This window comes from Alkalilimnicola ehrlichii MLHE-1, from assembly GCF_000014785.1.
GTDB lineage: Bacteria > Pseudomonadota > Gammaproteobacteria > Nitrococcales > Halorhodospiraceae > Alkalilimnicola > Alkalilimnicola ehrlichii.
This window is the reverse complement of sequence record NC_008340.1, coordinates 137794-164450: the sequence shown is the minus strand read 5'-3', so window position 1 is coordinate 164450 and position 26657 is coordinate 137794. Positions and strand designations below refer to the sequence as shown.

The following is a 26657-nucleotide window of genomic DNA, read 5'->3' as shown; positions in this document are numbered from 1 at the left end:
CCGATGGAAGACGTGCTGTTTCTGGTCCACCGCATCCCCTGGCCCCCCAATAAGGGCGACAAGATCCGCTCTTACCATATCCTGCGCCACCTGGCCGGGCGCTACCGGGTACACCTGGGCACCTTCGTGGACGACCCGGCGGACCAGGCCCACGTGCCGGAGCTGGAACGACTCTGCGCCAGCGTCTGCGCCCGTCCGCTCCCCGCCAGCCGGGCCCGCACCCGGGCCCTCACCGGGCTGCTCACCGGCGAGCCGCTGACCCTGCCCTGGTACCGCGACCGCACCCTCCAGGACTGGGTGGACGACACCCTCGCGCGCCACCGCATCCGCCGGGCGCTGGTCTTCTCCTCGGCCATGGGCCAGTACCTGCCCGACAGGGCCGGCGAGCTGCTGCGGGTGGTGGACTTCGTGGACGTAGACTCGGACAAGTGGACCCAGTACGCCGCCAGCAAGCGCTGGCCCATGAGCGCCCTCTATCGCCGCGAGGGCCGCCGGCTGCTGGCTTACGAGCGCCGCCTGGCCGCCGCCAGTGACGCCAGTCTGTTCGTCTCGCCGGCCGAGGCGGAGAGCTTCCGCGGCTTCGCCCCGGAGAGCACCGGCCGGGTGCACGCCCTCAACAACGGCGTCGACGCCCGCTTCTTCGCCCCCGACCCGCAACGCCCCTCGCCCTACCCACCCGGCACCCGCACCGTGGTGCTGACCGGGGCCATGGACTACTGGCCCAACGTGGACGCGGCCTGCTGGTTCGCCGAGGCGGTCCTGCCCCGGCTGCAGGCCGGGCTCCCCGGATTGCAATTCCACGTGGTGGGCTCCCGGCCGGCGCCGCGGGTGCTGGCGCTGGCCCAGCGCCCCGGCGTCACGGTCACCGGTTTCGTGGACGACGTGCGCCCCTGGATTCAGCACGCGGCGCTGGCGGTGGCACCGCTGCGCATCGCCCGCGGGGTGCAGAACAAGGTACTGGAGGCCATGGCCCTGGGCCGGCCGGTGGTGGCCACCCCCCAGGCGCTGGAGGGGCTCACCGCCCGCCCCGGCGAGGACCTGCTGCTGGCGTGGGACGAGCCGGAGGCCTTCGCCACCCGGGTGGCCGCGCAACTGACCGACCCCGACCCGATCCTGGGAAAGTCGGCGCGCGAGCGGGTGCTCGCCGACTACGACTGGGATCGCAACCTGGCCCAGCTCGACGCGCTCCTGGACGGCGAAGAGGCGGCACCGGGAGTCGCCGGCGACCTGGCGCTGGAGGCGAGTCATGGCCGTTGAGTGGTCGCAGGGCGCCGGGGCGGTGCACCCGGCACCGGGCTGGCCCCGGGCGCTGACCGCCATGGCGGTAGCGCTGACCGCGCTGCTGGTGGCGTTCTTCCCCACCTTCACCAGCATGGTGGAGACCTGGCAGCGCTCGGAGACCTTCGCCCACGGGTTTCTCATCGTCCCCATCGTGGCCTTCCTGGTCTTCCGCCTGCGCCATGAGCTGGCGTCTCTGCAGCCCCGGCCCTGCCTGCTGGCCGTCATCCCGCTGGTGCTGATCACCCTGATGTGGGTGATGGGCGAGCTGGTGGATGTCATCTCGGTGCGCCAGTTCGCCGCCGTGCTGATGGTCCCGGCCCTGGTCTGGCTGGTGCTCGGCGGCGAGATCACCCGCCGGCTGCAGTTCCCGCTGGCCTACCTGCTGTTCGCCGTACCCTTCGGCGAATTCATGGTGGAGCCGATGATGATCTGGACCGCCGACTTCACGGTGGGCGCCATCCGCCTCACCGGGGTCCCGGTCTACCGGGACGGCCTGTTCTTCGACCTGCCCACCGGCCGCTGGTCGGTGGTGGCCGCCTGCAGCGGCGTGCGCTACCTGATCGCCTCGGTGGCCCTGGGCACCCTGTTCGCCTATCTCATGTACCGAAGCTGGACCCGGCGGCTGATCTTCGTGGCCATCGCCATCCTCGTGCCCATCGTTGCCAACTGGCTGCGCGCCTACGGCATCGTGATGATCGGCCACCTGAGCGACATGCGCTTGGCCGCCGGGGTGGACCACCTACTCTATGGCTGGGTCTTCTTCGGGGTGGTCATCCTGTTGATGTTCCTGATCGGGGCCCTCTGGCGGGAAGACCACCTGTCCACAGGCCAGAACAGCGGGGACAAGACGCCAGGCACCGGGGTAGCCGAGCCCGCGCCCCGCACCGGGCGCCTGGTCACCGCCACCGCCCTGGCGCTGCTGCTCACTGTCAGCGGCCCACTCTATGCCGGCTGGATGAACCACCGGGACCTGGGCGAAGTGCAGGGCCTGGGCAGTGGCCCGCTGCTGGTCGAGGGCTGGCAGGCCGCGAGCGAGGCCGACGCCGAGCCCTGGACCCCCGGCTACCGTAACGCCCGCGCCAGCCGCGGCGGCCTGGTCGTCCAGGAGGAGGCCGGGCACGCCGTTGGCCTCCACATCGACTACTATCGCGCCCAGCACCGCCACGGCAACATGGTCGGCTGGGCCAACACCCTGGCCGGCCGTCACCGCGACGACTGGCGACAGCACAGCGGCGGCCGGACCGCCGTGCCCGGCATCGACCGGCAGGGCGACCGGGTGCTGCTCTCCGGCCCGGATGGCCGCCGGGTGGTGGCCTGGCGCTGGTACTGGGTGGGTGGCCGGCTGACCACCAGCGGCCACGAGGTCAAGGCACGAGAGGCCCTCAGCCGCCTGCTGGGCGGGCGGGACGACGCCGCCCTGGTGGTCCTCTACGCCGACTACCGCAACGACCCCGCGGAGGCCGAGGCCGCATTGGCGCAGTACGCGGCGCAGGCCCTGCCCCAGGCGCTCCGCCTGCTCGACGGCGTGGCGGGACCATGAGCGCGGCCCGCCCCCTGGCAACGGCGGCCCCGGGCGACGAGCGCCCGCTGGTGGCCCATATCATCCACCGCCTGGACGTGGGCGGCATGGAGAACGGCCTGGTCAACCTGATCAACCACATGCCGGCCGAGCGCTACCGCCACGCCATCGTCTGCATGACCCGGTACACCGACTTCAGCCAGCGCATCCACCGCGATGATGTGAGCCTGCACGCCCTGCACAAGCGCGAGGGCAAGGACCTGGGGGTGCATCGGCGCCTGCACCGGCTGCTGCGGTCGTTGCGCCCGGCCATCGTCCACACCCGCAACCTCGCCACCCTGGAGGCCCAGGCCACCGCCGCGGCGGCCGGCGTGCGGGCACGCATCCACGGTGAGCACGGCTGGGATATCGGCGATCTCGACGGCGCCCGCACCAAACACCGCCTGATGCGCCGCCTGGCCCGACCGTTGGTGGGGCGCTATATCGCCCTGTCGCGCCAGCAGCTGGACTACCTGGCCGGTGCCATCGGCGTGCCGGAGGGGCGGTTGCACCACGTCTGCAACGGTGTGGACACCCACCGCTTCAGGCCCCGCCGTCGGGACGAGGCCTCGCCACTGCCGGACGGCTTCGCGCCGGAGGGCAGCCTGGTGGTGGGCAGCGTGATGCGCATGCAGGCGGTCAAGGCCCCGGAGGATCTCGTTGATGCCTTCATCGCGCTGCGCGAACGGGCACCCGCCCGCTTCCCCCGCCTGCGGCTGGTGCTGGTGGGCGACGGCCCCCTGAGCGAGCGCGTCGCCCGGCGGCTGGCGGAGGCCGGGGTGGCGGATCAGGCCTGGCTGCCCGGCGCCCGGGACGATGTGGCGGCGGTGATGCGCGCCCTGGACCTGTTCGTGTTGCCGTCACTCGCCGAGGGCATCTGCAACACCGTCCTGGAGGCCATGGCCTGCGGGCTGCCAGTGGTCGCCACCGAGGTGGGCGGCAACCCGGACCTGGTGCGGCCCGGCGAGACCGGCACGCTGGTCCCGGCAGGCGATCCGTCAACCCTCGCCCGGCACCTCCAGGCCTACCTGGACGACCCGGAACGGCGGCAGCGCGAGGGCGAGGCCGCGCGGGCCCGGGCGGAGGCGGTATTCAGCATGGAGGCCATGGTGGAGGGCTACATGAGGGTCTACGATCAGGCGCTGGCCGAACACCCCTTGCCGGCCGTGCCGGGGAGGCGGGGCTAGGCCATGTGCGGTATCACCGGCATCTTCGATCTCCAGGCCCAGCGCCCGATAGACGTCCCGCTGCTCGAGGCCATGAACCAGACCCAGTACCACCGGGGTCCGGACGAGGGCGGGCTGCACCACGAGCCCGGCGTCGGCCTGGCCCACCGGCGGCTCTCCATCATCGACCTGTCCAGCGGCCAGCAGCCGCTGTTCAACGAGGACGGGTCGGTGGCGGTGACCTACAACGGCGAGATCTACAACTTCCCGGAGCTCACCCGGACACTGCAGAGCGCCGGCCACACCTTCCGCACCCACTGCGACACCGAGGTCATCGTCCACGCCTGGGAGGAGTGGGGCGAGGCCTGCGTGGAGCGCTTCCGCGGCATGTTCGCCTTCGCCCTCTGGGACCGCAACCGCGAGACCCTTTTTCTGGCCCGTGACCGGCTGGGCATCAAACCGCTCTACTACGCGGCGCTGCCGGACGGGCACCTGCTCTTCGCCTCGGAGCTCAAGGCGCTCATGGCCCACCCGGATCTGCCCCGCCAGCTCGACCCCTGCGCGGTGGAGGAGTACTTCGGGTTCGGCTACGTGCCGGAGCCGCGCAGCATCTTTGCCGGGGTGCACAAGCTGCCCCCGGGCCACACCCTGACCGTGCGCCGCGGGCAGGGCGGGGTGCCGGCCAGTCGCGCCTACTGGGACGTCCCCTTCGCACCCCTGCCGGCCATGGGCGAGGCGGAGGCCGCCGAAGAGCTGGTCCGGCGCCTGCGCGAGGCGGTGGAGATCCGGCTGGTGGCGGAGGTGCCGCTGGGCGCCTTCCTCTCCGGCGGGGTGGACTCCAGCGCCGTAGTCGCCATGATGGCCGGCCTCTCCCCCGATCCGGTGCGCACCTGTTCCATCGGCTTCGACGACCCGCGCTACGACGAGTCGGAGTACGCCCGCATGGTCGCCGAGCGCTACCGGACCGCCCACCGGCTGGACCAGGTCAACCCGGACGACTTCGACCTCCTGGGCAAATTGGGCGCGCTTTACGACGAGCCCTTCGCTGACAGCTCGGCGCTGCCCACCTACCGGGTCTGCGAGCAGGCCCGCCGCCAGGTGGTGGTGGCCCTGTCCGGCGACGGCGGCGACGAAAACCTGGCCGGCTACCGGCGCTACCGCCACCACCTGGGCGAGGAGCGGTTGCGCGGCCTGCTGCCGTTGGGCCTGCGCCGGGGCCTGTTCGGCAGCCTGGCGCGGGTCTACCCCAAGGCCGACTGGGCGCCCCGGGTCTTCCGCGCCAAGGCCACCTTCCAGGCCCTGGCCCGGGACGCGGTGGAGGGCTACTTCCAAGGGGTCTCCATCCTGCGGGATGACCTGCGCCGCCACCTGTTCTCGTCCGGCTTTCGCAGCGAACTGCAGGGCTACAGCGCCGTGGACGTGCTGCGCCGGCACGCCGCACAGGCGCCCACCGATCACCCACTGTCGCTGGTGCAGTACCTGGACATGAAGACCTACCTGCCGGGGGACATCCTGACCAAGGTGGACCGGGCCAGCATGGCCCACGCCCTGGAGGTCCGGGTGCCGATCCTGGACCACAAGCTGGTGGAGTGGATGTCGGGCCTGCCGCCGGAGATGAAGCTGAACGGCAGCGAGGGCAAGCACCTGCTGAAGAAGGCCATGGAGCCGCACCTGCCCCACGAGGTGCTATACCGGAAGAAGCGCGGCTTCGCGGTGCCGGTGGCCGAGTGGTTCCGCGGCCCGTTGCGCCAGCGGGTGCGCGACCAGGTGCTGGGCCCGCGCATCGGCGAGTCCGGCCTCTTCGACATGGACTTTCTCAACCGGCTGGTGGACGAACACACCCGCGGCGCCCGTGACCACAGCCCGGCGCTGTGGTCGCTGCTGATGTTCGACGAGTTCCTGGCCAAGGCCCGACCCTGACGCGGCATGCCCATGAAAGTGCTCCACATCCTCGACCATTCCCTGCCCCTGCACAGCGGCTACACCTTCCGCACGGCCGCCATCCTGCGCGAGCAGCACCGGCTGGGCTGGGAGACCGTGCACCTGACCAGCCCGAAACACGGGGTGGCGGCCGGCGCGGACGCCGACCGCGAGGAGTGGGCGGAGGGGTTGCACTTCCACCGCACCCCCCACACCCCCCTGCGGGTCCCCGGACTGGGCGAGTGGACCCTGATGGATGCGCTCACCCGACGCCTGCACCAGGTGGCCGCAGAGACCCGACCGGACGTCCTGCACGCCCACTCGCCGGCCCTGAACGCCATCCCCGCCCTGCGGGTGGGCCGGCGGCTGGGCATCCCGGTGGTCTACGAGGTGCGGGCCTTCTGGGAGGACGCCGCGGTGGACCATGGCACCAGCCGCGATCAGGGGCTGCGTTACCGGCTCACCCGCGGCCTGGAGACCCGCGCCCTGCGACGCGCCGACCATGTCACAACGATCTGCGAGGGGCTGCGCCAGGACATCATCACCCGCGGCATCGCCCCGGGCCGGGTCACCGTCATCCCCAACGCCGTGGACGCGGAGCGGTTCCAACTCGGCGGTACCGCCGACCCGGCCCTGAAGGCGGAACTGGGCCTGGAGGGCTGCCGGGTGCTCGGTTTCATCGGTTCCTTCTACGCCTACGAGGGGCTGGACCTGCTGCTGCAGGCCTTCCCACGCATCCACGACCAGGCCCCCGATGTCCGCATCCTGCTGGTGGGCGGGGGCAGCCAGGCGGAGGCGCTCAAGGCCCAGGCCCGGGACCTGGGCATCGCCGACCAGGTGGTCTTCACCGGCCGGGTCCCCCATGACCAGGTCAACCGCTACTATGACCTGGTGGACCTGCTGGTCTACCCGCGCCATTCCATGCGCCTGACCGAGCTGGTCACCCCGCTCAAGCCGCTGGAGGCCATGGCCCAGGGCCGGCTGCTGGTGGCCTCCGACGTGGGGGGCCACCGGGAGCTGATCCGCGATGGCGAGACCGGCTGGCTGTTCCCGGCCGGCGACCCCAAGGCCCTGGCCGATACCGTCCTGCACACCCTCGCCCGCGCCGCGGACTGGCCGCAGGTGCGCGCCAATGGCCGCCGATTTGTCGAGGAGGAGCGCAACTGGCCGGCGAGCGTGGCCCGCTATCAGGCCATCTACCGCCGCCTGACAGGGCTCGGGGAGGCCGCCCGTGCCGGCTGAGCGTCGCCCCCGCCTGGTGGTTTACACCCGCGTCTACCCCAACCGGGCCCAGCCCGGCCTCGGCCTGTTCGTGCGCGAGCGCATGCGTCGGGTGGCCGAGCACCTGGACCTGGAGGTGGTGGCGCCGGTGCCCTGGTTTCCCTTTCAGGGGCTGCTGGGCCGGCTGCGCCCCCACTCCCGCCCCGCCGATGTCCCCTACGTGGAGGAGCAGGACGGCATCCGGGTGCACCATCCGCGCTTCTTTTGCATCCCCGGGCTGTTCAAGTGGACCGACGGGTTCTTCCAGGCCCTGGGCAGCCTGCCCCTGATGCGCCGGCTGCAGCGGTCGTTCGACTTCGATGTCATCGACGCCCACTTCGTCTACCCGGACGGCGTGGCCGCGCGCTGGCTGGGCCGCTGGCTGAACCGCCCCTACACCATCACCCTGCGCGGCAGCCTGACCCGCTTCAAGGGCAAGGGGGCCGAGCGGCGCCAGATCGAGCGGGCCATGAGCGAGGCCGCGCACGTCTTCTCGGTGGCCGACGCCCTGCGCCAGGACGCCATCGCCTGGGGGCAGGCTCCGGATCACGTGCAGGTGGTGGGTAACGGCGTCGATCTGCAGCGATTTTACCCGGAAGACCGGGCGGAGAGCCGGGAATGCCTGGGTCTGCCCGCCCGTGGACAACTGCTGGTCTCGGTGGGCGGACTCACCGAGCGCAAGGGCTTTCACCGGGTGATCGCCGTGCTGCCCGACCTGCTGAGGCGCCATCCGGACCTGCACTTCGCCATCGCTGGCGGCGCCAGCCCCGAAGGCAACAACGAGGCCGAGTTGCGCCGGCAGACGACCGATCTCGGGCTCGGCGAACGAGTGCATTTCCTGGGCCAGGTCCCTCCGGAAGAGCTGCGCCACGTCTACTCCGCCGGCGACCTCTTCGTGCTGGCCACCCGCTTCGAGGGCTGGGCGAACGTCTTCCTGGAGGCCAGCGCCTGCGGCCTGCCCATCGTCACCACCCGGGTGGGGGGCAATGCCGAGGTGGTCCCCTCGGAGCGGGTGGGGCTGCTGGTCCCCTACGGCGACGCCGCTGCCCTGCGCGAGGCCATCGACCAGGCGCTGAGCCGCGACTGGGACCGCGAGGCCATCCTGGCCCACGCCCAGGCTAACGCCTGGCAGACCCGGATCCCGCAGCTGGTGACCGCCTTCCAGGCCGTCCACGACGGCAAGGCCCCCGCCACCGTCCCGACCCCCTCCTCCGGCAAGTCATGAGCCCCTGGACCCGCCTGGTGGCCGGGGGCCTGTTCCCCCTGCACGAGCGGCTCAAGGGCCACCACAGCGTCGCCCATCGGCGGGCGCTGGAGGCCAGCCAGTGGTGGCCGGCAGACCGGCTGGCGGCGCTGCAGGTGCAACGGCTGCAGGCCCTGTTACACGACGTGGCCACGCGCGTGCCCTACTACCGGCGCCTGTTCCGGGCGCAGGGCCTGACCCCCGAGCAGTTCCGCACCCTCGACGACCTGGCCCGGCTGCCGGTCACGGACAAGGCGCTGATCCGGGCCCAGGGCCAGGACTGGCTGGCGGAGGGCGCCACCGGCCTGGTGCGCCAGCGGACCAGCGGCTCCTCCGGCGAGCCGCTGACCTTTTGGCTGAGCAAGGACCGGATCAGCCTGGATATCGCCGCCAAGTGGCGCGCCACCCGCTGGTGGGACGTGGACATCGGCGACCGCGAGCTGGTGCTCTGGGGCTCCGCCGTGGAGAACCAGGCCCAGAACCGCCTCCGCGCCTGGCGCGACCGACTGATGCGCTCCCGGCTGGTGCCGGCGCAGGCGCTGGACGGGCCGGGCCTGGACCGGGTCATTGAGCAGATCCAACGGTTCCGACCGCGCATGCTGTTCGGCTACCCCTCGGCGCTCTCGCGGGTGGCCTGGCGGGCGCGGGAGCAGGGCCGGCGACTGGATGACCTGGGCATCCGGGTGGCCTTCACCACCTCGGAGGTGCTGCGCCCGGAGTGGCGCGGGGTGATCGGCGAGGTGCTGGGCTGCGGCGTGGCCAACGAGTACGGCGCGCGGGATGCGGGCTTCATCGCCCGGGAGTGCCCGGCGGGGGGGCTGCACGTCAGCGCCGAGTACCTGATCGTCGAGGTGCTGGACGACGCGGACCAACCGGTCCCGCCCGGCGAGGCCGGTCACCTGGTGGTCACCACCCTGGCCGGGCCCGAGTTCCCCTTCCTCCGCTACCGCACGGGCGACCGCGGCGCTTTAGATACCACGCCCTGCCCCTGCGGCCGCGGGCTGCCCCGGCTCAGCCGCCTGGAGGGCCGGGCCAACGACGGCCTGCTGGCCTGGAACGGGGCCTGGGTGCACGGCAGCCGCTTCAACTACCTGCTGCGGGAACTGGACGGGCTGCGCGCCTACAAGATCGTCCAGCACCGGCGCGACGCCGTGGAGGTGCTGCTGAGCGCCGACCCGCCCCCCGACGAGGGGTTCGAGCAGCGACTGCGGATGGCCTTCGCCGATGCCCTGGGCCCGGAGGTGGGCATCACCCTGCGCCGGGTGGACGCCGTGCCGCCGGAGCCCAACGGCAAGCACCGCCACGTGGTCTGCCGGGTGGACGCCGGCTAGGCCTGAGCAGCCCGAGGCAACCGGCCCGCGCCCTCCGCCGGATGCGCTTCCAGCCACAGGTCCAGCATCATGAGTATCCAAACGAAATCGCCGTAGTAGGCGGAGTGGCCCTCCCGGTGCAGCCGGATCAGCTCGTCGATGAAGGCAGGGCGCAGGAAGCCCTGCCCCTTAAGCCGCAGCAGGCTATCGTAGGCCATCTCGCGCAGCGGGGGATGCTCGTGCATCCAGACCCCGAAGGGTAGGCCAAAGCCGTGCTTCTTCTTGTCGATGATCTCAGCGGGCAGAAAACCGCTCAGGGCCTCCTTGTAGAAGTGGCGCAGGCGCCCCTTGTGCAGTTTGAGCGCCGAGGGCACCCGGCAGGAGAAGACCACCAGGTCGTCGTCCAGCATGGGATAAACCACGTCCAGCCCCGCCAGTTGCACCATCCGGCTGACCTTGCGCAGGTCGTTGTCCGCCAGGGTCTGCTGCCAGTCCAGGTACATCATGCGGTTGAGGGCGGAGGCCCCCTGGGGGCGCTGGTAGATACTGCGCATCAGCCCCCAGGGGGCCTCCCGGTCCACCTGGCCGAGGAAGTCCGGCTCGAGCATCTCCTCCACCGCCAGCCGGTGCAGGTAGTTATAGGTCTGCAGCCGGTCGGGCAGGGGGATGCGGGCCTGTTCCACGTAGCTGCGCGCCTTGCCCAGCACCGGCAGCCCACGGGGCAGGCGGGTGAACAGCGGCTCCAGCGCCCGGCGGGCCGGCGCCGGCAGCCGGCCCCAGTGCTCGAACACGCCCTGCTTGGCGTAGCGGGCGTTACCGGCGAACAGCTCGTCCCCGCCGTCGCCGGCGAGCATGCGGGTGACGCCCTGCTCGGCGGCCACCCGGGCGCAGAAGTAGGCGGGCAGGGCGGAGGAGTTGCCGAAGGGCTCGTCGTAGCTGGCCGCGATAAGCGGCACGGCCTCCACCACATCCTCGGGGGTCACGTAATACTCGTGCGAGCGGGTACCGAAGTGGCGGGCGGCAATCCGGGCGTAGGGCAGCTCATCGTAGCCCTCGGCGTGAAAGCCGATGCTGAAGGTGTCCGCACCCTCCGGGCGCACCCCGGCGAGCATGCCGGCGACGGTGGAGCTGTCCAGTCCGCCGCTGAGAAAGGCGCCCGGCCGGTCCACATCCGCCCGCCGGCGCACCGACTCGTGCAAAAGCCCCCGCAGCTCCTCGCCCAGCTCGGCCCCATCCGCCCCGTCGGGCTCCTGGAAGCGTGGCTGCCAGTAAGGGGTGGCCTCCACGGCGCCGCCCTCGGCCTGGAGGCAGTGGGCCCCCTGCAGCTTGGCCAGGTCGGGGAAGAGGCTGACCGGCGCCGGCAACATGTGGAAGAAGAGGTAGTGGTAGAGCCCCTCCGGGGTCGGCGTACGGGAAAGCCCCGGATGGGCCAACACGCTGTCAGCGGTGCTGCCGAAGACCACCCCGCCGGGAATACGGGCATAGTGCAGCGGCTGCTGGCCCATCCGGTCGACCCCCGCCAATACCCGGCCTTGCGCGGTATCGATCACAGCGAGGGCAAAGTCCCCCGCCAGGCAGTCCAACAGCCCCGGACCATGCCGCCGCCAAGCCTCGAGCAGCGCCTGGGCGGGGTCCTGCGCGCGGGCCAGTTCAGCCAGTTCGCCATCGCGCCAGTGCGGGTGGCCCACCAGCGCCACCATGCGTCCCTGGTCATCCTCCGCCAGCCAGCCGTCCCGCACCAGACAGGCCGCGCGCGGGTTGCTCCGGCTGTCCATTCCGGCGCCCCGACGGGCCGCCAGCGTATCGGCCCGTGACCGAATGTCCCGCCCATCCTGCCCGCCGCCCGTGCTAAACCAGCCACACAATCCCGCCATTTGACCATCCTTTCCTATAGGTCAGGTGCTACACTTCGATGTGTTTCACCCACGTTGGAGGTAATGCTTTCATGTCAAGTCTAGACCAGGTCAGGGAGATCCTGGACAGCGCGCTGAGCCTCAATGGCCGCGCCCGCTCGTTCGACCGCGACACCGTGCTGTTGGGGGACCTTCCGGAGCTGGACTCGATGGCGGTGGTATCCGTCATCACCGAGCTGGAACAGCGCTTTGGCATCATGGTCGAGGACGACGACGTCAGTGCCGAGACCTTCGAGACCGTGGGCAGCCTCTGCGACTTCGTGGAATCGAAGCTGGAAGAGGCCTGAGCCCATCCCCCGTATGGAAGCCGGATTTCTAGAAGGGCCCCAAGGGCCACTCTTCCATATCCTTCACCCACCGGAGGCGGAGCCCCCCAAGGGTTGCGTGCTCTATGCTCCGCCGTTTGCGGAGGAGCTGAACAAATCCCGCCGCATGGTGGCGGAGCAGGCGCGCAGGCTGGCGGCTGCCGGCTACGCCGTGCTGCTGCCCGACCTGTATGGCTGCGGCGACAGCGCCGGTGAGTTGCAGGATGCCCGCTGGGAGGCCTGGCTGGACGACCTGCAGCGGTGCGCGGAGACGCTATGCGCCCGTTTTCCGGCCCCGCTGCACCTGTGGGGGCTGCGCAGCGGCTGCCTGCTGGCCAGCGCCCTGGCCCACCGCCTGGAGACCCCACCCCGCTCACTGCTCTACTGGCAACCGGTCGGCAACGGCAAGCTCTTCCTGACCCAGTTCCTGCGTCTGCGCGTGGCCGCCGGGATGATGAGCGGCGGAAAGGAGACCACCGCGGCATTGCGTGAGCGCCTGGCCGGCGGCGAGACCCTGGAGATCGCCGGCTACCCACTGGCACCGGCCCTGGCCCAGGCGCTGGAGCAGGCCCGTTTGCAGCAACCGCCCGATGGCGTCGAGGTGCACTGGGTGGAAGTGATGCAGGGGGATGCCCCGCAGCTGCCTCCTGCCAGTCAGCGGCTGGTGGACGACTGGCAGGAGGCCGGTATCGCGGTGCAGGCCGCAGTGGTGCCCGGCGAACCCTTCTGGTCCACCCAGGAGATCCGCACGGTACCTGCGCTGTGGCAACGGACGCTGGGTTGCCTCCAGCGCGGCCCGGCGGCAGCAGCGCAAGCGGCCGATGCAAGCGCCCAGCCCCTGGTTTCGGTGATCATGCCGGCGTTCAACGCCGCCAGTTACATCGAGGAGGCCATCGACAGCGTCCTGGCCCAGGACTACCCGCACAAGGAGCTAATTGTCATCGACGATGGCTCCAGTGACGACACGGTGGCCCGGGTGCAAGCCTACGGTGACCGGGTACGGCTGTTGACCCAGGCCAACCAGGGCTCGGCGGTGGCCCGGAACCAGGGCCTGGATGCCGCCCAGGGGGAGTACATCGCCTTTCTGGATTCCGACGACGTGTGGCTGCCGGGCAAGCTGACGGCGCAGGTGGGGTACCTGGAGGCGCACCCGGATGTGGGCATGATCTACTCGGACTGGCTGCCCTGGAAACGGGACAAGCAGTCCAAGGCCTTCCCCCCACCCGAAGCCCTGGCACCGGCAACACCTGATACCGGGGTACCTCCGGAAGAGATCCCGCTGCTGACCGAAGGCTCCGGCTGGCTCTACAACCGGCTGCTCTTTGGCTCGCTACTGCACACCATCACGGTCATGGCCCGCCGTGAGCTGATCGAGCAGGTCGGCCGGTTCGATCCCGAACTGAAACGGGGTCAGGATTACGACTACTGGCTGCGGGCCTCCCGCCACACCGAGATCCACCAGCTGGACCGGGTGTTCGCGCTGTACCGATTGCACGGCAGCGGCTGCATCACCCAATGGCCGGACATCAACTACGAAAAGCTGGTGGTGGAAAAGGCGTTGGCCCGCTGGGGGCTGGAGGGACCCACCGGTGAACGCTCCGACCGCAAGGCCGTCGAGCGACGCCTGGCCGGCACCTGCTTTGACTTTGGCTATCACCACTACTGGAGCGGTAACCCCCGCAGGGCCAGCCGGTCCTTCCTGGAGGCGCTGCGCCACCACCCCCGCCACCTGGGCAGTTGGCGCTACGCCGGGATGAGCCTGGCCATGGGTCTCTTCAAGGGGCGTTAAGCGCCAGGCCCGCCCGGCGGAGCGCCGCCACCCCTGAAGTCTCACCCCTGACTGCTAATCTGAGCAGTAGATCCGCCTGCAAACCATATTGGCCGTTAGCGGCAGGCAACACAGTGACAACAGTGCCCGTGTCACCGACAAAGGAGCGCGACAGAAGATGGCAACAGGGTTCGACGGCATCTACGGTCTCCACCAGGGTTTCTTGCAATCCGTCGACCGCCACTCCGGTCGCCCCGCGCTAGAGGTACAAGGGGCGCAGTACAGCTACAGCGACCTCTACCACCAAGCCGCAGCGGTCGGTGCTGCCCTGCAAAGCGCCATGCCGGAGACCACGGCGCCGTTGGTCGGGGTACTGGCCAATCGCTCTCTGCCCGTCTACAGCGGCCTGCTCGGCACGCTCATGGCGGGGAAGGCGGTGGTGCCGCTGAACCCTGGCTTCCCGCAGGAACGCACCCAACAGATGGTTGAACAGGCCGGCCTGCAGGCCCTGGTGGCGGATGGGCAGGGTGAGGCCCTGCTCAGCGACTTGCTACCTGGAATGGATGTCCCCATGGTCGTGGTGCTGCCCCTTGCCGAATCGGCCCAGGCACTGCAGGCGCGCTTCCCGCAGCACCGTTTCCTGACGCGCGCGGAGTTGGGTGCGCCGTCTGACTGGCGCCCGGCATCGGTGCAACCCGACGACCTGGCCTATCTGTTCTTCACCTCCGGCAGCACGGGAACGCCCAAAGGCGTGGGAGTGCTTCACCGCAACGCTCTGCGCTTCGTCGCCATGTCCCTGGAGCGCTACCGGCCGTTCGGGATCAGCGAGGCAGACCGCTTCTCGCAGTTTTACGACATCACCTTCGACTCCTCGATGTTCGACCTGTACGTCTCCTGGGCCTTCGGCGCCTGCCTTTGCTGCCCCACGGCGAAGGAGTGGTTCAACCCCAACAAGTACATCGAGGAGGGCAGGCTGAGCGTCATCGATATCACGCCCTCCGCCGGTCACGGCATGAACCGGCGGGACGGCTGGCGCCCGGGCCGCTTCCAGGCCCTGAGGCTGTGCCGGTTCGGTGGTGAGGCCCTGTCCGCGGAGCTGGCCACCGCGATGGCCGCAGCAGCCCCCCATGCGCGGGTGGACAATGCCTACGGCCCCACGGAATGCACCGTGGATTCCGCCTATTACCTGTGGGACCCGGAACGCTCGCCGGGCGAGTGTGAACACGGCATGGTCCCCATCGGTTACCCGGGCAACCAGGTCCAGCTGACCGTGGTGGATGACGACCTGCAACCGGTTCCCGAGGGGGCCGAGGGCGAGTTGCTAATTGGCGGGCCACAAGTCACCCCGGGCTACTGGAACGATCCGGAGCGCACGGAACAGGCCTTTATCCGGCTGCCCTCGGACGGCGCGGTTCACTACCGGACCGGCGACCTGGTGCGCCGCCCACCGGCCGGCAAGCCCATCATGTTCCTGGGCCGCATGGACCATCAGATCAAGGTGGGCGGGGTACGCATCGAACTGGGCGAAGTGGAGCAGGCCCTGCGCGAGGCGGCCGCCACCGACGAGGCCGTGGCCCTGGGCTGGCCACGTACCTCCAGCGGTGCGGCCGGGATTGTGGGCTTCGTGGTGGCCGGGACGGCCGACGAGGCCGCGATACGCGATCAGCTGCGCAGCCGGCTGCCCAGCGTGATGGTGCCCCGGGTCATCCACGCCCTGGAGGCGCTGCCGCTCAACCCCAACGGCAAGGTGGACCGCAAGGCCTTGATGGCCCGGCTGGAAGCGGAGGCCGGGGGTCGATGAGCAAAGCCGTCCTCATGTGTCCGCCGGAGCACTTCGATATCGAGTACGAGATCAATCCGTGGATGCACGTGGATGACCCGGTCTGCAGAGAGCTGGCCCGTTCCCAGTGGCAGGGCCTGTACCAGCTTTACACCCAGACGCTGGGCTGGGATGTCCACCTGATCGACCCCATCGAGCACCTGCCGGACATGGTCTTCACGGCCAACGGCGGCCTGGTGATTCGCGACCGGGTGGCCCTGCCCCGCTTCCGGCAACCGGAGAGGCAGGGCGAGACAGAGTTCTTCGAGCAATGGTTCCGCCGCCGCGGCTATCGCACGCTGTGCCTGCCCCGCCACGATTTCGAGGGCGAGGGGGATGCCCTGCTGTGGAACGACACCCTGTTCGCCGGGTACCCGTGGCGCAGCGACAAGCCCGCCCACCGGGAGCTGGCCGAGTTCTTCGGCCTGGAGGTGGTCAGCCTGCAACTGACCGACGCCCGCTTCTACCACCTGGACACGGCCCTGACCATCGTGGATGAACAGACCGTGGCCCTGTATCCAGATGCCTTCACGGCTGAAGGCCTGGAGGCCGTCCACCGCCGGGTGCCGCGCGTCATCGAGGCGGCGGAGGCCGATGCCGTTGGGTACGGCCTGAACGCGGTGAGCGATGGCCGACACATCGTACTGAGCGATCGGGCCCGGGGCCTGGCCGCCACCTACCGGGAAATGGGGCTGCAAGTGCATCCCATGCCCATCTCCGAGTTCCAGAAGTCAGGGGGCGGCATGAAGTGCCTGACATTGGAACTCCGCGATAACGGTGCCTGACCACCCAAGTTGGACAGTTAGGGACGTAACTGATTGATTCCTCGGCACTGAGATTTCGAAAAATGCCACAACAGGCTCAGCAGGGCTCCTTCGGCACCTCCACGCCGGCGACCTCGAATAGGTCCAGTTGCTCCTGGCTGGGCCGTGTCAGGCCCTCGTAGGATTGGCTGCCCACATGGACGGTGTGGCGTTGGATCTGCCTCAGACCGCGCAGCAGCCTCTCCGGTGAGTGGGGGCTTCCGGCAGCCTTCAGCCGCCCACGCAGGACGCGGTAGAGCACCAGGGCCAGGAAACAAATCATCGCGTGTGCCCGGATACGTTCTGGCAGGCGGTGGTAAACCGGGGCAATTTCAATCTCGCTTTTGAGCACCCGGAAGCCGCGTTCGATGTCGGCCAGGGAGCGGTAACGCTCCACCACAGCCTCGGCCTCCATGTCGCTGAGGCTGGTGACCAGCAGCAGTTTGCCATCAAGCTGCTCGGCCCGAGCCCACGCCTCGGTGTCGATGCTGTAACTGAACCGGGGCGCCCCGAGGTCCGTTTTAACAATGGCGCCCATGCGCTTGTCCAGTACTGCCTTGTGGAAGCGCTGGTAGGCGCTGCGATCAGTGGAACGTCTACCCCGACCCGGCTGGCCAGCATCCTGGTTGTCGAGGCGTTCCGCGAGTTGTGCCCCCAGTGCATCCAGTTCCTCGATGGTTTCGCGGCGCTGGACGGTCTGCTCTGCCGCCCGCTCGGCATTGTGTGCTACCACCAGCCGTCGACCCTCCCACGTGGTCTCGGTCACCACGTCGGCACTCGGCTCGGTGACCGCCGCCGCCAGTTGTGGATGCAGCGTGCTCATCAACTTGGCGAAATCGCGGTAGCGGCGACCGGGGACGGCCAGGATGTAATCCACCGCCAGCCCTTGCTCGGCGCCCAAGGCATCCAGGGTGTCGATGTTGTCGAACGACAGCAGGCCCCGGTCGGCGACGACCACTACCCGCGTGAGGGCAAAGCGCTCCAGCAGGCGCTCAATCATTGGCGCCAAAGTACGCGTCTCGGCGACGTTACCCTCGAAGACCTCATGGGCGATGGGCAGGCCCTCGGCGGTCTGGACAACGCCGAGGGCGAATTGGCGGCCAATACCGCCGGTCTCCTTGCTCAGGCCGTAGTCGCGGATGTCATCGGCCACCCTGGTGGTGCCGTGAATGCGCACCGTGGTTAGGTCATAGAAAATGACGCTGAGCTCTTGGTCCAGAAGCGGGCGCAACTGGGCCGCCACCGACCGTTCGACGGCTTCCTTGTGCTCTTCCAACGCATCCATGGCGCGCAGGAGCTGTTTATGATGGATGGCTTCGCTATCAAGCCCAGGGACACTGGCTTCCTCACGGAGCCATTCCAGTACGCCGAGTTTGCTGCACGGGGCAGCTAGACGATTGAAGACCATCGCTCGGATAAGGGCCTCGGCATCGAACTGGCGGCGCGAAGAGCGCAGCGCGCGTTTCAGGGCCTCACCCAGCCCCAACTCCTGCCAGAGCTGGTGCAGTGCCCAGACATCACCAAAGGCCTTGGCCGTGTCGAAGCGCGGGGCCTCGGGCAGTGACTCGGGGCGCCCCACCGCCCGCTGAAGCCCTTTGATGAGGGCGTCGAGATCTGACGCTTCCAACTGATCAAGGCGGCCGAGATTAGCAACGACCCGCTGCTTTACCTTGCCATTGTCGTCCCGGTACCCCTGCACCAACTGCAGGTAGCGGCGTGGACCCGACTTGGTGATGCGCGTGTACATATCACGACTATAGCCGCTGCACGCCCCGCCCTCAATACCGATAAGCAATATCACGTGACACAACAACGCCTAGCGGTGTAAAGCATGCTCAATCATCTAAATTCAGCAGGTTACGCCTCGCCCCGGGGTGAAAAATGGGCTTGAAGTGTCGAACTTGGGTGACCACGATGAACCCATTACGGCAGGCCGCTCGTCTACTGCGCAGAGGTTGGCCGTTCATCGGGCCTGTTCGCCGGCGGCAGGCGGCGTTGCCGGCTCCGGCTCCAGACCCTGAAAAGCCTGGATCCACTCCAGGCTCGCCTCCTCCACCTGGTGCATAGCCGCCGCGCTGGAAAAGGTGTGGTCAGCGGATGGGAAACGGCACACCTCCACGGCCCCGGCCTGTTCCAACTCGGCAAACGCCGGGTGGCCGGCCATGGCCTCTTCGAAGGTCCTGGCCACATAGTCGCGGCCACTCAGGAATACCGCGCTGCGCCCGCCCCCGGCCTGCAGGGCTCGTAGCATGTCCCCGGGGTATATATCGTCCGTCTGCGCAACAGCGTCCGCGGGCTGGCCATGGCCCTTACGGGCCACGCGGGCGGTACCCAGCAGGCCCTTTGCCGAAGCCCCGACGCTCAGGCCGCCTCTCAGGGCCTTCTTCCAGAAATCCCCCGCGAGCAGTCGGCGGGCGTAGTAGTGCTTCAGCCGGACCTTCGCCCGGGCCTCCTCCACATCCAGCCAGGGGTTCACCAGGATAAGGCCTGCCACCCGGTCGTCGGTCACCCGGTACAGGCAGGCCGCGCTGGCACCACCACACAGCCCCCAGAGCACAACCCGCCGCACCTGAGGCACCTGGGCCTGAAAGGCCGCCAGCGCGGCCCCAATATCCGGCAGCACCCGACCATAGCCACGCTCCGCACCCGAGGCGTCTCCCATGCCCCGGTAGTCGAAACGCATGCAGGAGATACCGTTCGCGGCGAGACAGCGGGCCAAACGGACAAACTGCCTATGTGCGCCTACACGATACTGAGGCCCACCTACTAATATAATCACACCCAGCTCCGCAGGCTGGTCAGGTTGGCTAACAACCCCAACCAATGACTCAAGATCACATAAAAATACTACGCCTTTTTCAATATATCTCATTGACATTCCACAGTGCTGCCAAAATATTTTTTAGCCAACATTCGCATCACCGCGCCCACGCCATTTTCAAGCCTATACGAATGCAGAGGAAGGAACTAATATACGACATACTCACTAACCAAAAACCTAACATTAATCAAAACTTTTTTACCACCCTGCGAATCAACCCCCTAAGAAAAAATCTCAAATCTTCCATGGCTGGGCAGGGGTCTCTCCACGACCACAGGGCATCTTTGGTGTCCCCAAAAAAGTCAGAAAAGGAAATGGACGCATCCCTAAAAAAACAACCTAGCGTCGCTTCTCCATGGCGCACTTGGGCAAGCAGCTGTAGCGACCTTTCCAAATCCCCAGAAAGCCACCTCATTTTTTGACCCAAAGGATAGCGTTCTGGAAATTCTATTTCTTCGCCAGAGGCAAGAATTACAGCATAGTATGGAAATTCTATACCGCATTTTATAGGAAGAGAAATTGACCCCCAACACCTACCATTTATCTCCATTAGCCCAACCCTACCAGTCACTGGGTCCTGCCTAAACTCAACCATTGCAAGTCCTTCCCAGCCAATTTCTGAAAGCAAAGATAGTGCATATGCTACCATTTTTTGATCAGGCTTCTCACTGATACAGCGCACAGCTACCCCTCCTGTCACAGGAAGCTCTTTTAACCGTCTATGTTGAAAGATAACGCGCGCCTCTCCATTCCAAAAAAGGACTTCGACACCAACCCCCTGACCGGGCAAGTACTCTTGAACAAGCCACATTATTTTTGACCCGATATGAGGCAATAAAATCGCCCTGAGATCTGCTTCATTTTTTGCATGGCGAGCCCTCAATGGCGTCGCCACACTCCTGTCAGATGGCTTCACAACGACTGGAAACGACGCATTTTCACAGACCACGTCAAGGTCGTCCTCTCCACTCACATAGAATGTCTCGGGCGCAGGGATGCTAAGGTTTTTCGCCAACCTCAAAGTTTCAGCCTTATCCAAAACTGCGCGCACTTTTCTGGCCTCTGGGAGCAGCAACACAGCTCTGCTCCGAAGTTGATCTTCATATTTAGCAAGCGCACTCAACTCACCATCACTAACAGGAACAACAAAATCAACTTGAAACTCATCAATAAAACGAACAATCTCACTAAGAAAACAGTCGCCACTTCTTTCTGGAGAAGAAAACTTAAATAATCCATCAATATAATTTGAGTATAGATTGCGTGGATTGCTGCCAATATCACCGACATAGACATCAAACCCATGATTTTTTAGGCACTGCGCTATAGGAACAGAAATCCTAGGAAAGCAACCAAGTATCAAGACTGTCTTATCCCTCACCAACACACCCTCATGACCCAAGCATTAATCATATAACCGGCCCTTTGGATCTCTCGAGAGACCCTTTGTGCATCGCCGGCTAGCCGACGGACGAAACCCGTATCTTTAAATTAAATAGCCTACTTCTCCGCATACTGCGAATGCTTCGGCATTCGATAGGCGGCAGTACTCCACATCCACTCTATTACTATTTTAATTACACGCCCCTCCCCCCCCCCAAGACGGCTTGCCCCCTTACTCAAACGAGCAACTCCAGCGGTTCCGGATGCCCCAGGAACCGCGTCGGGCTCGCGGTGTAACCGTAGGCACCGGACTGGTACACCACGATCCAGTCACCGGGCTGCGCCGGCGGCAGGTCCACCTGCTGGGCGAGGATATCCAACGGCGTGCACAACGGCCCCACCACATCCACTGTCTCGCTGGCGCTGGCATCCATGCGATTGCCGACGGCGACCGGGTAGTTCTTGCGGATGACCTGGCCGAAGTTGCCGGATGCCGCCAGATGGTGATGCAACCCCCCGTTGGTGACCAGGAATGTGCGGCCGCGGGAGACCTTGCGGTCCACTACCTTCGCCACGTAGATGCCGGCCTCGCCGACCAGGTAACGCCCCAGCTCCAGGATGATCTCCACCCCCGGGAGGCGCTCCCGCACCGCCGGGAGCCGCGCTTCAAGCTGCTCACTGACCGGCGCCAGATCCAGCCGGCGGTCGCCCGGGAAATAGGGGATGCCAAAGCCACCGCCGATATTCAGCATCTCCACCGGGCCGGGCGCATCGTCCGCCAGCCGGAGCGCCAGGTCCAGGGTCAGGCCCTGGGCCTCCACCAGGGCCTCGGCCCGCAGATTCTGTGACCCGGAAAAGATGTGAAAACCGCGAAAATGCACATCCAGCGCCGCAATGCGTTTGAGCAACGCCGGCACCGCCTCCGCATCCACGCCGAACGGCTTGGCCCCGCCGCTCATCTTCATCCCGGAGGTCTTGAGCTCGAAGTCGGGATTCACCCGCACCGCCACATGGGGTCGGTGACCGATCTTCTCCGCGATGGCGGCCAGCCGCTCCAGCTCGGTGGCCGACTCCAGGTTGATGGTGATACCCGCGGCTACGGCCGCGGCCAGTTCATCGTCCGTCTTACCGGGGCCGGCGAAGCTGATATCCGCCGCGGACACCCCGGCATCCAACGCCACCCGCAACTCCCCCGCCGAGGCCACATCGAGACCGTCAACCTGGCCGGCCATATGCTGGACCACGGCAGGCATGGGGTTGGCCTTGATCGCGTAGTGAAGCGCAATCCCCTCTGGCAGGGTCTGGCGCAACGCCGCGACACGCCGGGTCATCAGGCGACGGTCGTAGGCGTAGAAGGGCGTACCGCCGGCCTGCTGCACCAGATCGGAGAGCGGGCGGCCACCCACCTGCAGCATGCCGTCGGCAACCTCGAACTGGTCCATGGGCGCATGGCAAGGGCGTTGTCCATTCACGGTGCAGCGTTCTCCTGAAACAGGTCGGTGAAGTCGGTGGATAGCCCCTTGCGGTCGATCTTGCCATTGGCGTTACGCGGCAGGGGTTGTTGCCGAAGCTCCACGTGAGCGGGCAACATGAATGCCGGTACCCGGGGCCGCAGGGCATTCAAAAGCTCCTCCGCGGTCACGCCGGTGGAGCGCGGCAACACGACCAAAACGATGCCGTGCCCCAGCACCGGGTGCGGCACCCCGAGCGCGGCGGCCTCGGCGACAAGCCCGGTGCCATAGACGGCTTCCTCCACCTCGTTCGGGCTCACCCGATAACCCGAGGTCTTGATCATCTCATCGCGTCGACCGATGAAGTAGAGAAACCCCTCCTCGTCCATGCGTACGGTATCGCCCGACCAGACCGCCAATTCCTTTTGCGGCAAGCCGCCCGGCTGGCCCGGCGCCGGACGGAAGCGCTGCGCGGTCCGTTCCGGGTCGTTCCAGTAGCCCATGGCCACCAACGCCCCCCGGTGCACCAGCTCGCCCGGCTCGCCGGGGGCGCACGGGGAGCCGTCCTCACGCACCACCCTGATCTCTGCATTGGGGATGGCCTTGCCCATGGAATCGGGCCGTCGGTCCACCTCCTCCGGCGGCAGGTACGTCGAGCGGAAGGCCTCGGTGAGCCCGTACATCAGGTAGAAGCGGGTAGCGGGCAGTTGCGCCCGGAGCGCCTCCAAGGTCTTCAGGGGCATGGCACCGCCGGAATTGGTCACGTAGCGCAGGGTCTTGCGCGCCGCGTCCGGCCACTCCAGCTGTGCTAACTGGATCCACAATGGGGGGACCGCCGCCAGGCCGGTGATTCCCTGCTTTTCCACCGCTCTGATCACATCCCGCGGCAGCAGGTAGTTCAGCAGCGACACCTGCGCACCGGTCAAGAAGGCCGTCGTGAGCTGGCTGAGGCCGTAATCGAAGCTGAAAGGCAGTGCGGCCAGCAGGTGGTCCTCGGGCCGGTTGTCCAGGTAGCTGGCCACGCTCTGGGCACCGGCAACCATATTGCGGTGGGAGAGCACCACCCCCTTGGGCTGACCGGTACTGCCGGAGGTATAGAGGATGGCGGCCATGTCGCTGTCGATCACGCGATGCGGCCGAGCCGGCCCTGCTGTAGAGACCACGTCGTACCAGTCGTGGACCCGGTAGGGAGGCTCCTCTTCGCCGAGGGTGTCCGAACGGCCCACGACCAGGACGGTGTGCAGGTCGGGGCACTGGACCAGCGCCTGGCGGATCGCCTTGAGCCGGTCAGCGGTGGTCACCAGGATACGGACATTGCAGTCGCGCAGGATGTAGGCGACCTGGTCAGCCTTCAGCAGCGGATTGACGGGGACGAAGACCCCTCCGGCCATTGCCGCACCGAACAAGGCCTGCACCGTCTCGGGTCGCTTGTCGAGGTAGACGGCCACCCGCTCCTGACGCAGCAGGCCGCATTCGCGCAGCGCTGCGGCCACGCTTTGGCAGGCAGTGGCAAGGGTGTCATAGTCGTGTGAAGAATCCCGGTAGCTGACCGCCGGTGATGAAGGGGCCCGCCCCGCGCTGCTCAGCAGGGTCTCGTGAAGCAAAATTGGTATAGCCATAGGTGGCCCGACTCTCTCCTTCTCGCCCTCATAGCGGTTGGTTTGCGTCTAGTCTGGCTAGCGTGGACCTTAACTTACAGAATCATAGTTCAGACTTCGCAAAGGCATCCGACCAGACATGCAAACTTCGGCCGAACAGCTACCCTTACTTCTTTAAAACCCAGCATTTCACGCACGCTCTATGAGATAACCCCATGTGAACCCGTCACTTGGTTGCTGGCAGCAACACTACTTGTTCCGCTAGTTGCAACAGGAAGACAGGCTCATCGCCACTGGAAGCCATGGGAAGACCTAAAGCCACCGCACCACCCAATATACAACCCTTATGCCGAGCTCAGAAACAACAACTATGCCCACGACAAGAAAGGACAATGGTTTGATTCATATTCGATACTTGATCACGGGCTGCGGCCGGTCCGGAACGCAATACATTTCAGATCGCTTAAACGCAGCTGGGATCGCGTGCAAGCACGAAGAGCAGTTTACTGTTTTTGGCCCTAAACCAAAAGAGCGAGGGGACTTCGGAGAATCTTCATGGTATGCAGCCCCCTTTCTAAACCGGCTCCCGGCCAACACACCTGTTTTGCATGTGGTTCGTTATCCCGCAGACGTGGTGGCTTCTTTTGGTCGTATTGGATTATTTTGTGGTAACCCCCTCGTCCACGCCACCCATGGGAAAAACCTATACACTTACATCAAGGACTTAGGATTTAGCCCTCGGAGGCTTTACCGGCGTTGTAGATATGTATTTCAACATCGTGCATTCTTAAAAACCCATACCAATTGTTGGACCTATCGGCATGAAGCCGAAAGGCTCTGGTGGTATTGGGCCGAGTGGAACAAGCTTATTGAAGTTAATGCAAACGCTGCCAGACTTCCGTATCTTAGAGTTCGCCTAGAAGACTTGGACACTTGCTGGCCAACAGTCATCGAGCACCTAGGCATCTCGGATACCTTAATAGAGCCCGGGCCAAAATCTAATAAAAAACTGGGCTATGCGCACAGAGCGCCATCATACACACCGCCCCCGGATGAAGTAATAAAGCTGGCACAGCGATATGGATATAATGTCAATTAGAAACCTAATGCCGACTTATAGGGGGAACCGAAAACTCTTCTATTAATTTAGCCGAGAGGCGTCGAAACCCTACTACTCTCTTGAGAAAAAGGCTAGGATGCCGTCGAAGGGCCCAAAACTCTATGGCGCGTTTACGGCGTGAAATATTATTTCCATGGCCTACTCGGTAGACAGCACCACGGAAAGGAAGCTTTTCTAGATGGTGGCCCTCAAAAGATAGCCTGTCTGCTAGATGTAGGTGGCTTCCGAAATACTTCTTTATCTCATCCTCCGTCATCTCCGCTTTAGAAGATAGCCCTGGTATCAGATCTGTTCTCACAATGTGGCAGCTCCCACAAACTCTATTAAACCTATCTTGTTGATATATAAATGGACTATTAGGCCGGTGCAACCAACCCTTGTCGATCACCCAACCCGGGGCCCCACGATGCGCGGCAACCCACCCTATAATTCTATTACTTAAAAGGTCATCAGCATCAAGAAACATAATGTATTCAGCGCCTTCATCACGGGCTTCGCGGGCTGCTGCCAGTACTTTTTCCCCCTTATCCAACCTCACCGACTCTAGTCGCACTGCCTCCTGATCACCTGTGCTAGCATAAACTGACGCGTCCGGTGCTGGCAGAGGCAAACGCATAAGTTTTACACCTGATGGAAGGTCTGACACCTCCGCTTCGTAGTTACAACCGACAAACATTCGAATGGGGGTGGCTGGGCTATCAGATGAGAGGACGGAAGCGGCAGTCTCACGGAGGCGGGCACAAACAGATGGCCAACTCCGGGCCACATCGGGGTGTATAAGCGGAGTCACACATGCCAGTAAAGGCGCGTTATTACCTTCGAAACTTCTACAATGGTCGTAGTAGATAGTCATTCACTGCCCCCGAATTATCATTCTCGAGCCCCAGGCCCTAGGGCTATTCATATGTTTTATGACCAAAAAGCAGCCCTATTGCAAAAGTCCTTCGCCCGCCGCCAACAGCGATTACGGAACCGAACCCCTCCATCCATCACCAAGCCAGCTCTCAATTGAAGATGACGAAATGGCTCGGAGGTTTCAGACCACCTTTCGAACTCAGGCCCAATCTCTCTAGTAAGCAACTCCATCCAGTGATGGCACGTCCTTTCCCTGAGTCCTAACCGATTCACTTTCCTGCCACCCTCCAATATCATTTGATCACCCAATTGAGGACTTTGCGAAAGGGCCTTGAGGTGATACGTGAACGCTCGTTCGTTTGCAGCAATCAAATAGTCCTTCCCTGCCGACCCCACCTGATAGTAGGCAGAGTCTGCCCCACCAATAAAAACGCAGCCAGCGATCCAGGCGTTAAAGAGCTTTGTTGGCGGCTTATTATTAAACTTCTTTCTCCCGAATCGCCTTACGCCGATCGCCACATCCACGTCCCTATAATCATGCCATTGCGCGGGTGGGCGCACGGAGAACTGCATGCCAAATTGGCCGCAAACCTCCCGCCACCATGCTTCCTCATGCTCCAGATTCCTTGCCAGCCCGAAAAACACCACGTTCTTAAAGCCCTGCCGGTCAGGGTCCCGCTTCAGCAGACCAGGCTGAGGCCAGTGGGGCACCCAGTACGCCCGCCTTCCGGCTTGGGCCTTATTCTGAACAATGAAGGCATTCGACCACCTCGCCCGCAGTTGGTCGGCATCGATGCTGACCCGGAAGCAGTCGGCGGTCCGGGGTAGACGGCGTAGGTCGGCCGCCAGACCCAGGTTCACGGCATCGGGGCGCAGTTCCGGCCCCATGGAGACCGGCAGGCCGGCATCCCGCAGCAACACCGCCGTTTGGGCGATCCATGCCCACGCACTGTTGGTAAACCGCTGATGCTCCGAGTCAATGCAGGCGCCAGCCTCGTGGCCCGCAGTATCGCGGAAGAAGTCGACGATCTCCGGGTTGGCGATGAAATGGTAGATCATGAGATAGCCATGGTCGTCATGCGC

The 26657-nt window shown here is 65.7% G+C and carries 18 protein-coding genes and 1 pseudogene; 12 read left to right on the top strand and 7 right to left on the bottom strand.

What is annotated here, in order from left to right; genetic code table 11:
• Positions 1–3 precede the first annotated feature (3 nt).
• The 7 genes from MLG_RS00695 to MLG_RS00665 are packed head-to-tail and all read left to right on the top strand — an operon-like array spanning position 4 to position 9759.
• Positions 4–1257 carry a TIGR03087 family PEP-CTERM/XrtA system glycosyltransferase gene (locus tag MLG_RS00695; protein ID WP_011627892.1) on the top strand — a complete coding sequence of 418 codons (1254 nt, stop codon included), beginning with the start codon at positions 4–6 and terminating at the stop codon, positions 1255–1257.
• Positions 1247–2821 carry an exosortase A gene (xrtA, locus tag MLG_RS00690; protein ID WP_011627891.1) on the top strand — a complete coding sequence of 525 codons (1575 nt, stop codon included), beginning with the start codon at positions 1247–1249 and terminating at the stop codon, positions 2819–2821. The genes MLG_RS00695 and xrtA overlap by 11 nt, the downstream gene beginning before the upstream one ends.
• Positions 2818–4026: a TIGR03088 family PEP-CTERM/XrtA system glycosyltransferase gene (locus MLG_RS00685; RefSeq protein ID WP_011627890.1), complete on the top strand. Its 1209-nt coding sequence runs from the start codon at positions 2818–2820 to the stop codon at positions 4024–4026. The genes xrtA and MLG_RS00685 overlap by 4 nt, the downstream gene beginning before the upstream one ends.
• A 3-nt stretch (positions 4027–4029) precedes the next feature.
• The gene (locus MLG_RS00680) at positions 4030–5925 is read left to right on the top strand and encodes an XrtA/PEP-CTERM system amidotransferase (RefSeq protein ID WP_011627889.1); all 1896 of its coding nucleotides are present in this window, start codon (positions 4030–4032) and stop codon (positions 5923–5925) included.
• 12 nt (positions 5926–5937) lie between these two features.
• Positions 5938–7167, top strand: a complete 1230-nt coding sequence (locus tag MLG_RS00675; protein WP_041718140.1) for a TIGR04063 family PEP-CTERM/XrtA system glycosyltransferase — start codon at positions 5938–5940, stop codon at positions 7165–7167.
• Complete coding sequence (locus tag MLG_RS00670; RefSeq protein WP_011627887.1) at positions 7157–8410, top strand: glycosyltransferase; 1254 nt, start codon at positions 7157–7159, stop codon at positions 8408–8410. Before MLG_RS00675 ends, MLG_RS00670 begins: the two co-directional genes overlap by 11 nt.
• Positions 8407–9759 carry a phenylacetate--CoA ligase family protein gene (locus MLG_RS00665; RefSeq protein ID WP_011627886.1) on the top strand — a complete coding sequence of 451 codons (1353 nt, stop codon included), beginning with the start codon at positions 8407–8409 and terminating at the stop codon, positions 9757–9759. Before MLG_RS00670 ends, MLG_RS00665 begins: the two co-directional genes overlap by 4 nt.
• Here MLG_RS00665 and MLG_RS00660 read toward each other — a convergent pair.
• Positions 9756–11612 carry an asparagine synthetase B family protein gene (locus MLG_RS00660; RefSeq protein ID WP_011627885.1) on the bottom strand — a complete coding sequence of 619 codons (1857 nt, stop codon included), beginning with the start codon at positions 11610–11612 and terminating at the stop codon, positions 9756–9758. The genes MLG_RS00665 and MLG_RS00660 overlap by 4 nt on opposite strands.
• Positions 11613–11683: 71 nt before the next feature.
• On the opposite strand from MLG_RS00660, the gene MLG_RS00655 reads away from it, so the two are divergent.
• From MLG_RS00655 to ddaH, 5 genes and pseudogenes are all read left to right on the top strand, one after another.
• Positions 11684–11938: an acyl carrier protein gene (locus MLG_RS00655; protein WP_041717850.1), complete on the top strand. Its 255-nt coding sequence runs from the start codon at positions 11684–11686 to the stop codon at positions 11936–11938.
• Between the two features lie 13 nt (positions 11939–11951).
• Positions 11952–12746, top strand: a pseudogene (locus tag MLG_RS15010) (hydrolase 2, exosortase A system-associated); the annotation flags it as partial.
• Positions 12732–13745, top strand: a complete 1014-nt coding sequence (locus MLG_RS00650) for a glycosyltransferase (protein ID WP_049753626.1) — start codon at positions 12732–12734, stop codon at positions 13743–13745. The pseudogene MLG_RS15010 and the gene MLG_RS00650, both read left to right, overlap by 15 nt.
• A gap of 157 nt (positions 13746–13902) precedes the next feature.
• Positions 13903–15525: an amino acid adenylation domain-containing protein gene (locus MLG_RS00645; protein ID WP_011627882.1), complete on the top strand. Its 1623-nt coding sequence runs from the start codon at positions 13903–13905 to the stop codon at positions 15523–15525.
• Between the two features lie 14 nt (positions 15526–15539).
• Positions 15540–16328 (top strand): dimethylargininase, encoded by a 789-nt coding sequence (ddaH, locus tag MLG_RS00640; RefSeq protein WP_041718138.1) that lies wholly within the window; start codon positions 15540–15542, stop codon positions 16326–16328.
• Between the two features lie 76 nt (positions 16329–16404).
• Here ddaH and MLG_RS00635 read toward each other — a convergent pair whose 3' ends face one another.
• The 6 genes from MLG_RS00635 to MLG_RS00610 form a co-directional block, all read right to left on the bottom strand.
• On the bottom strand, positions 16405–18093 hold the full coding sequence (locus MLG_RS00635; protein WP_011627880.1) for an IS1634 family transposase: 1689 nt from the start codon (positions 18091–18093) through the stop codon (positions 16405–16407).
• Between the two features lie 216 nt (positions 18094–18309).
• On the bottom strand, positions 18310–19218 hold the full coding sequence (locus tag MLG_RS00630; RefSeq protein ID WP_083761804.1) for a hydrolase 1, exosortase A system-associated: 909 nt from the start codon (positions 19216–19218) through the stop codon (positions 18310–18312).
• 136 nt (positions 19219–19354) lie between these two features.
• The gene (locus MLG_RS15305; RefSeq protein ID WP_156774613.1) at positions 19355–20548 is read right to left on the bottom strand and encodes a carboxylate--amine ligase; all 1194 of its coding nucleotides are present in this window, start codon (positions 20546–20548) and stop codon (positions 19355–19357) included.
• A gap of 238 nt (positions 20549–20786) precedes the next feature.
• The gene (locus MLG_RS00620; protein ID WP_041717848.1) at positions 20787–21992 is read right to left on the bottom strand and encodes a pyridoxal-dependent decarboxylase, exosortase A system-associated; all 1206 of its coding nucleotides are present in this window, start codon (positions 21990–21992) and stop codon (positions 20787–20789) included.
• Between the two features lie 26 nt (positions 21993–22018).
• A complete protein-coding gene (locus MLG_RS00615) occupies positions 22019–23614 on the bottom strand; it encodes an acyl-CoA ligase (AMP-forming), exosortase A system-associated (protein ID WP_408626113.1) in 1596 nt (531 codons plus the stop codon).
• Between the two features lie 2014 nt (positions 23615–25628).
• The gene (locus MLG_RS00610) at positions 25629–26633 is read right to left on the bottom strand and encodes a hypothetical protein (RefSeq protein WP_011627874.1); all 1005 of its coding nucleotides are present in this window, start codon (positions 26631–26633) and stop codon (positions 25629–25631) included.
• Between the last annotated feature and the right edge of the window lie 24 nt (positions 26634–26657).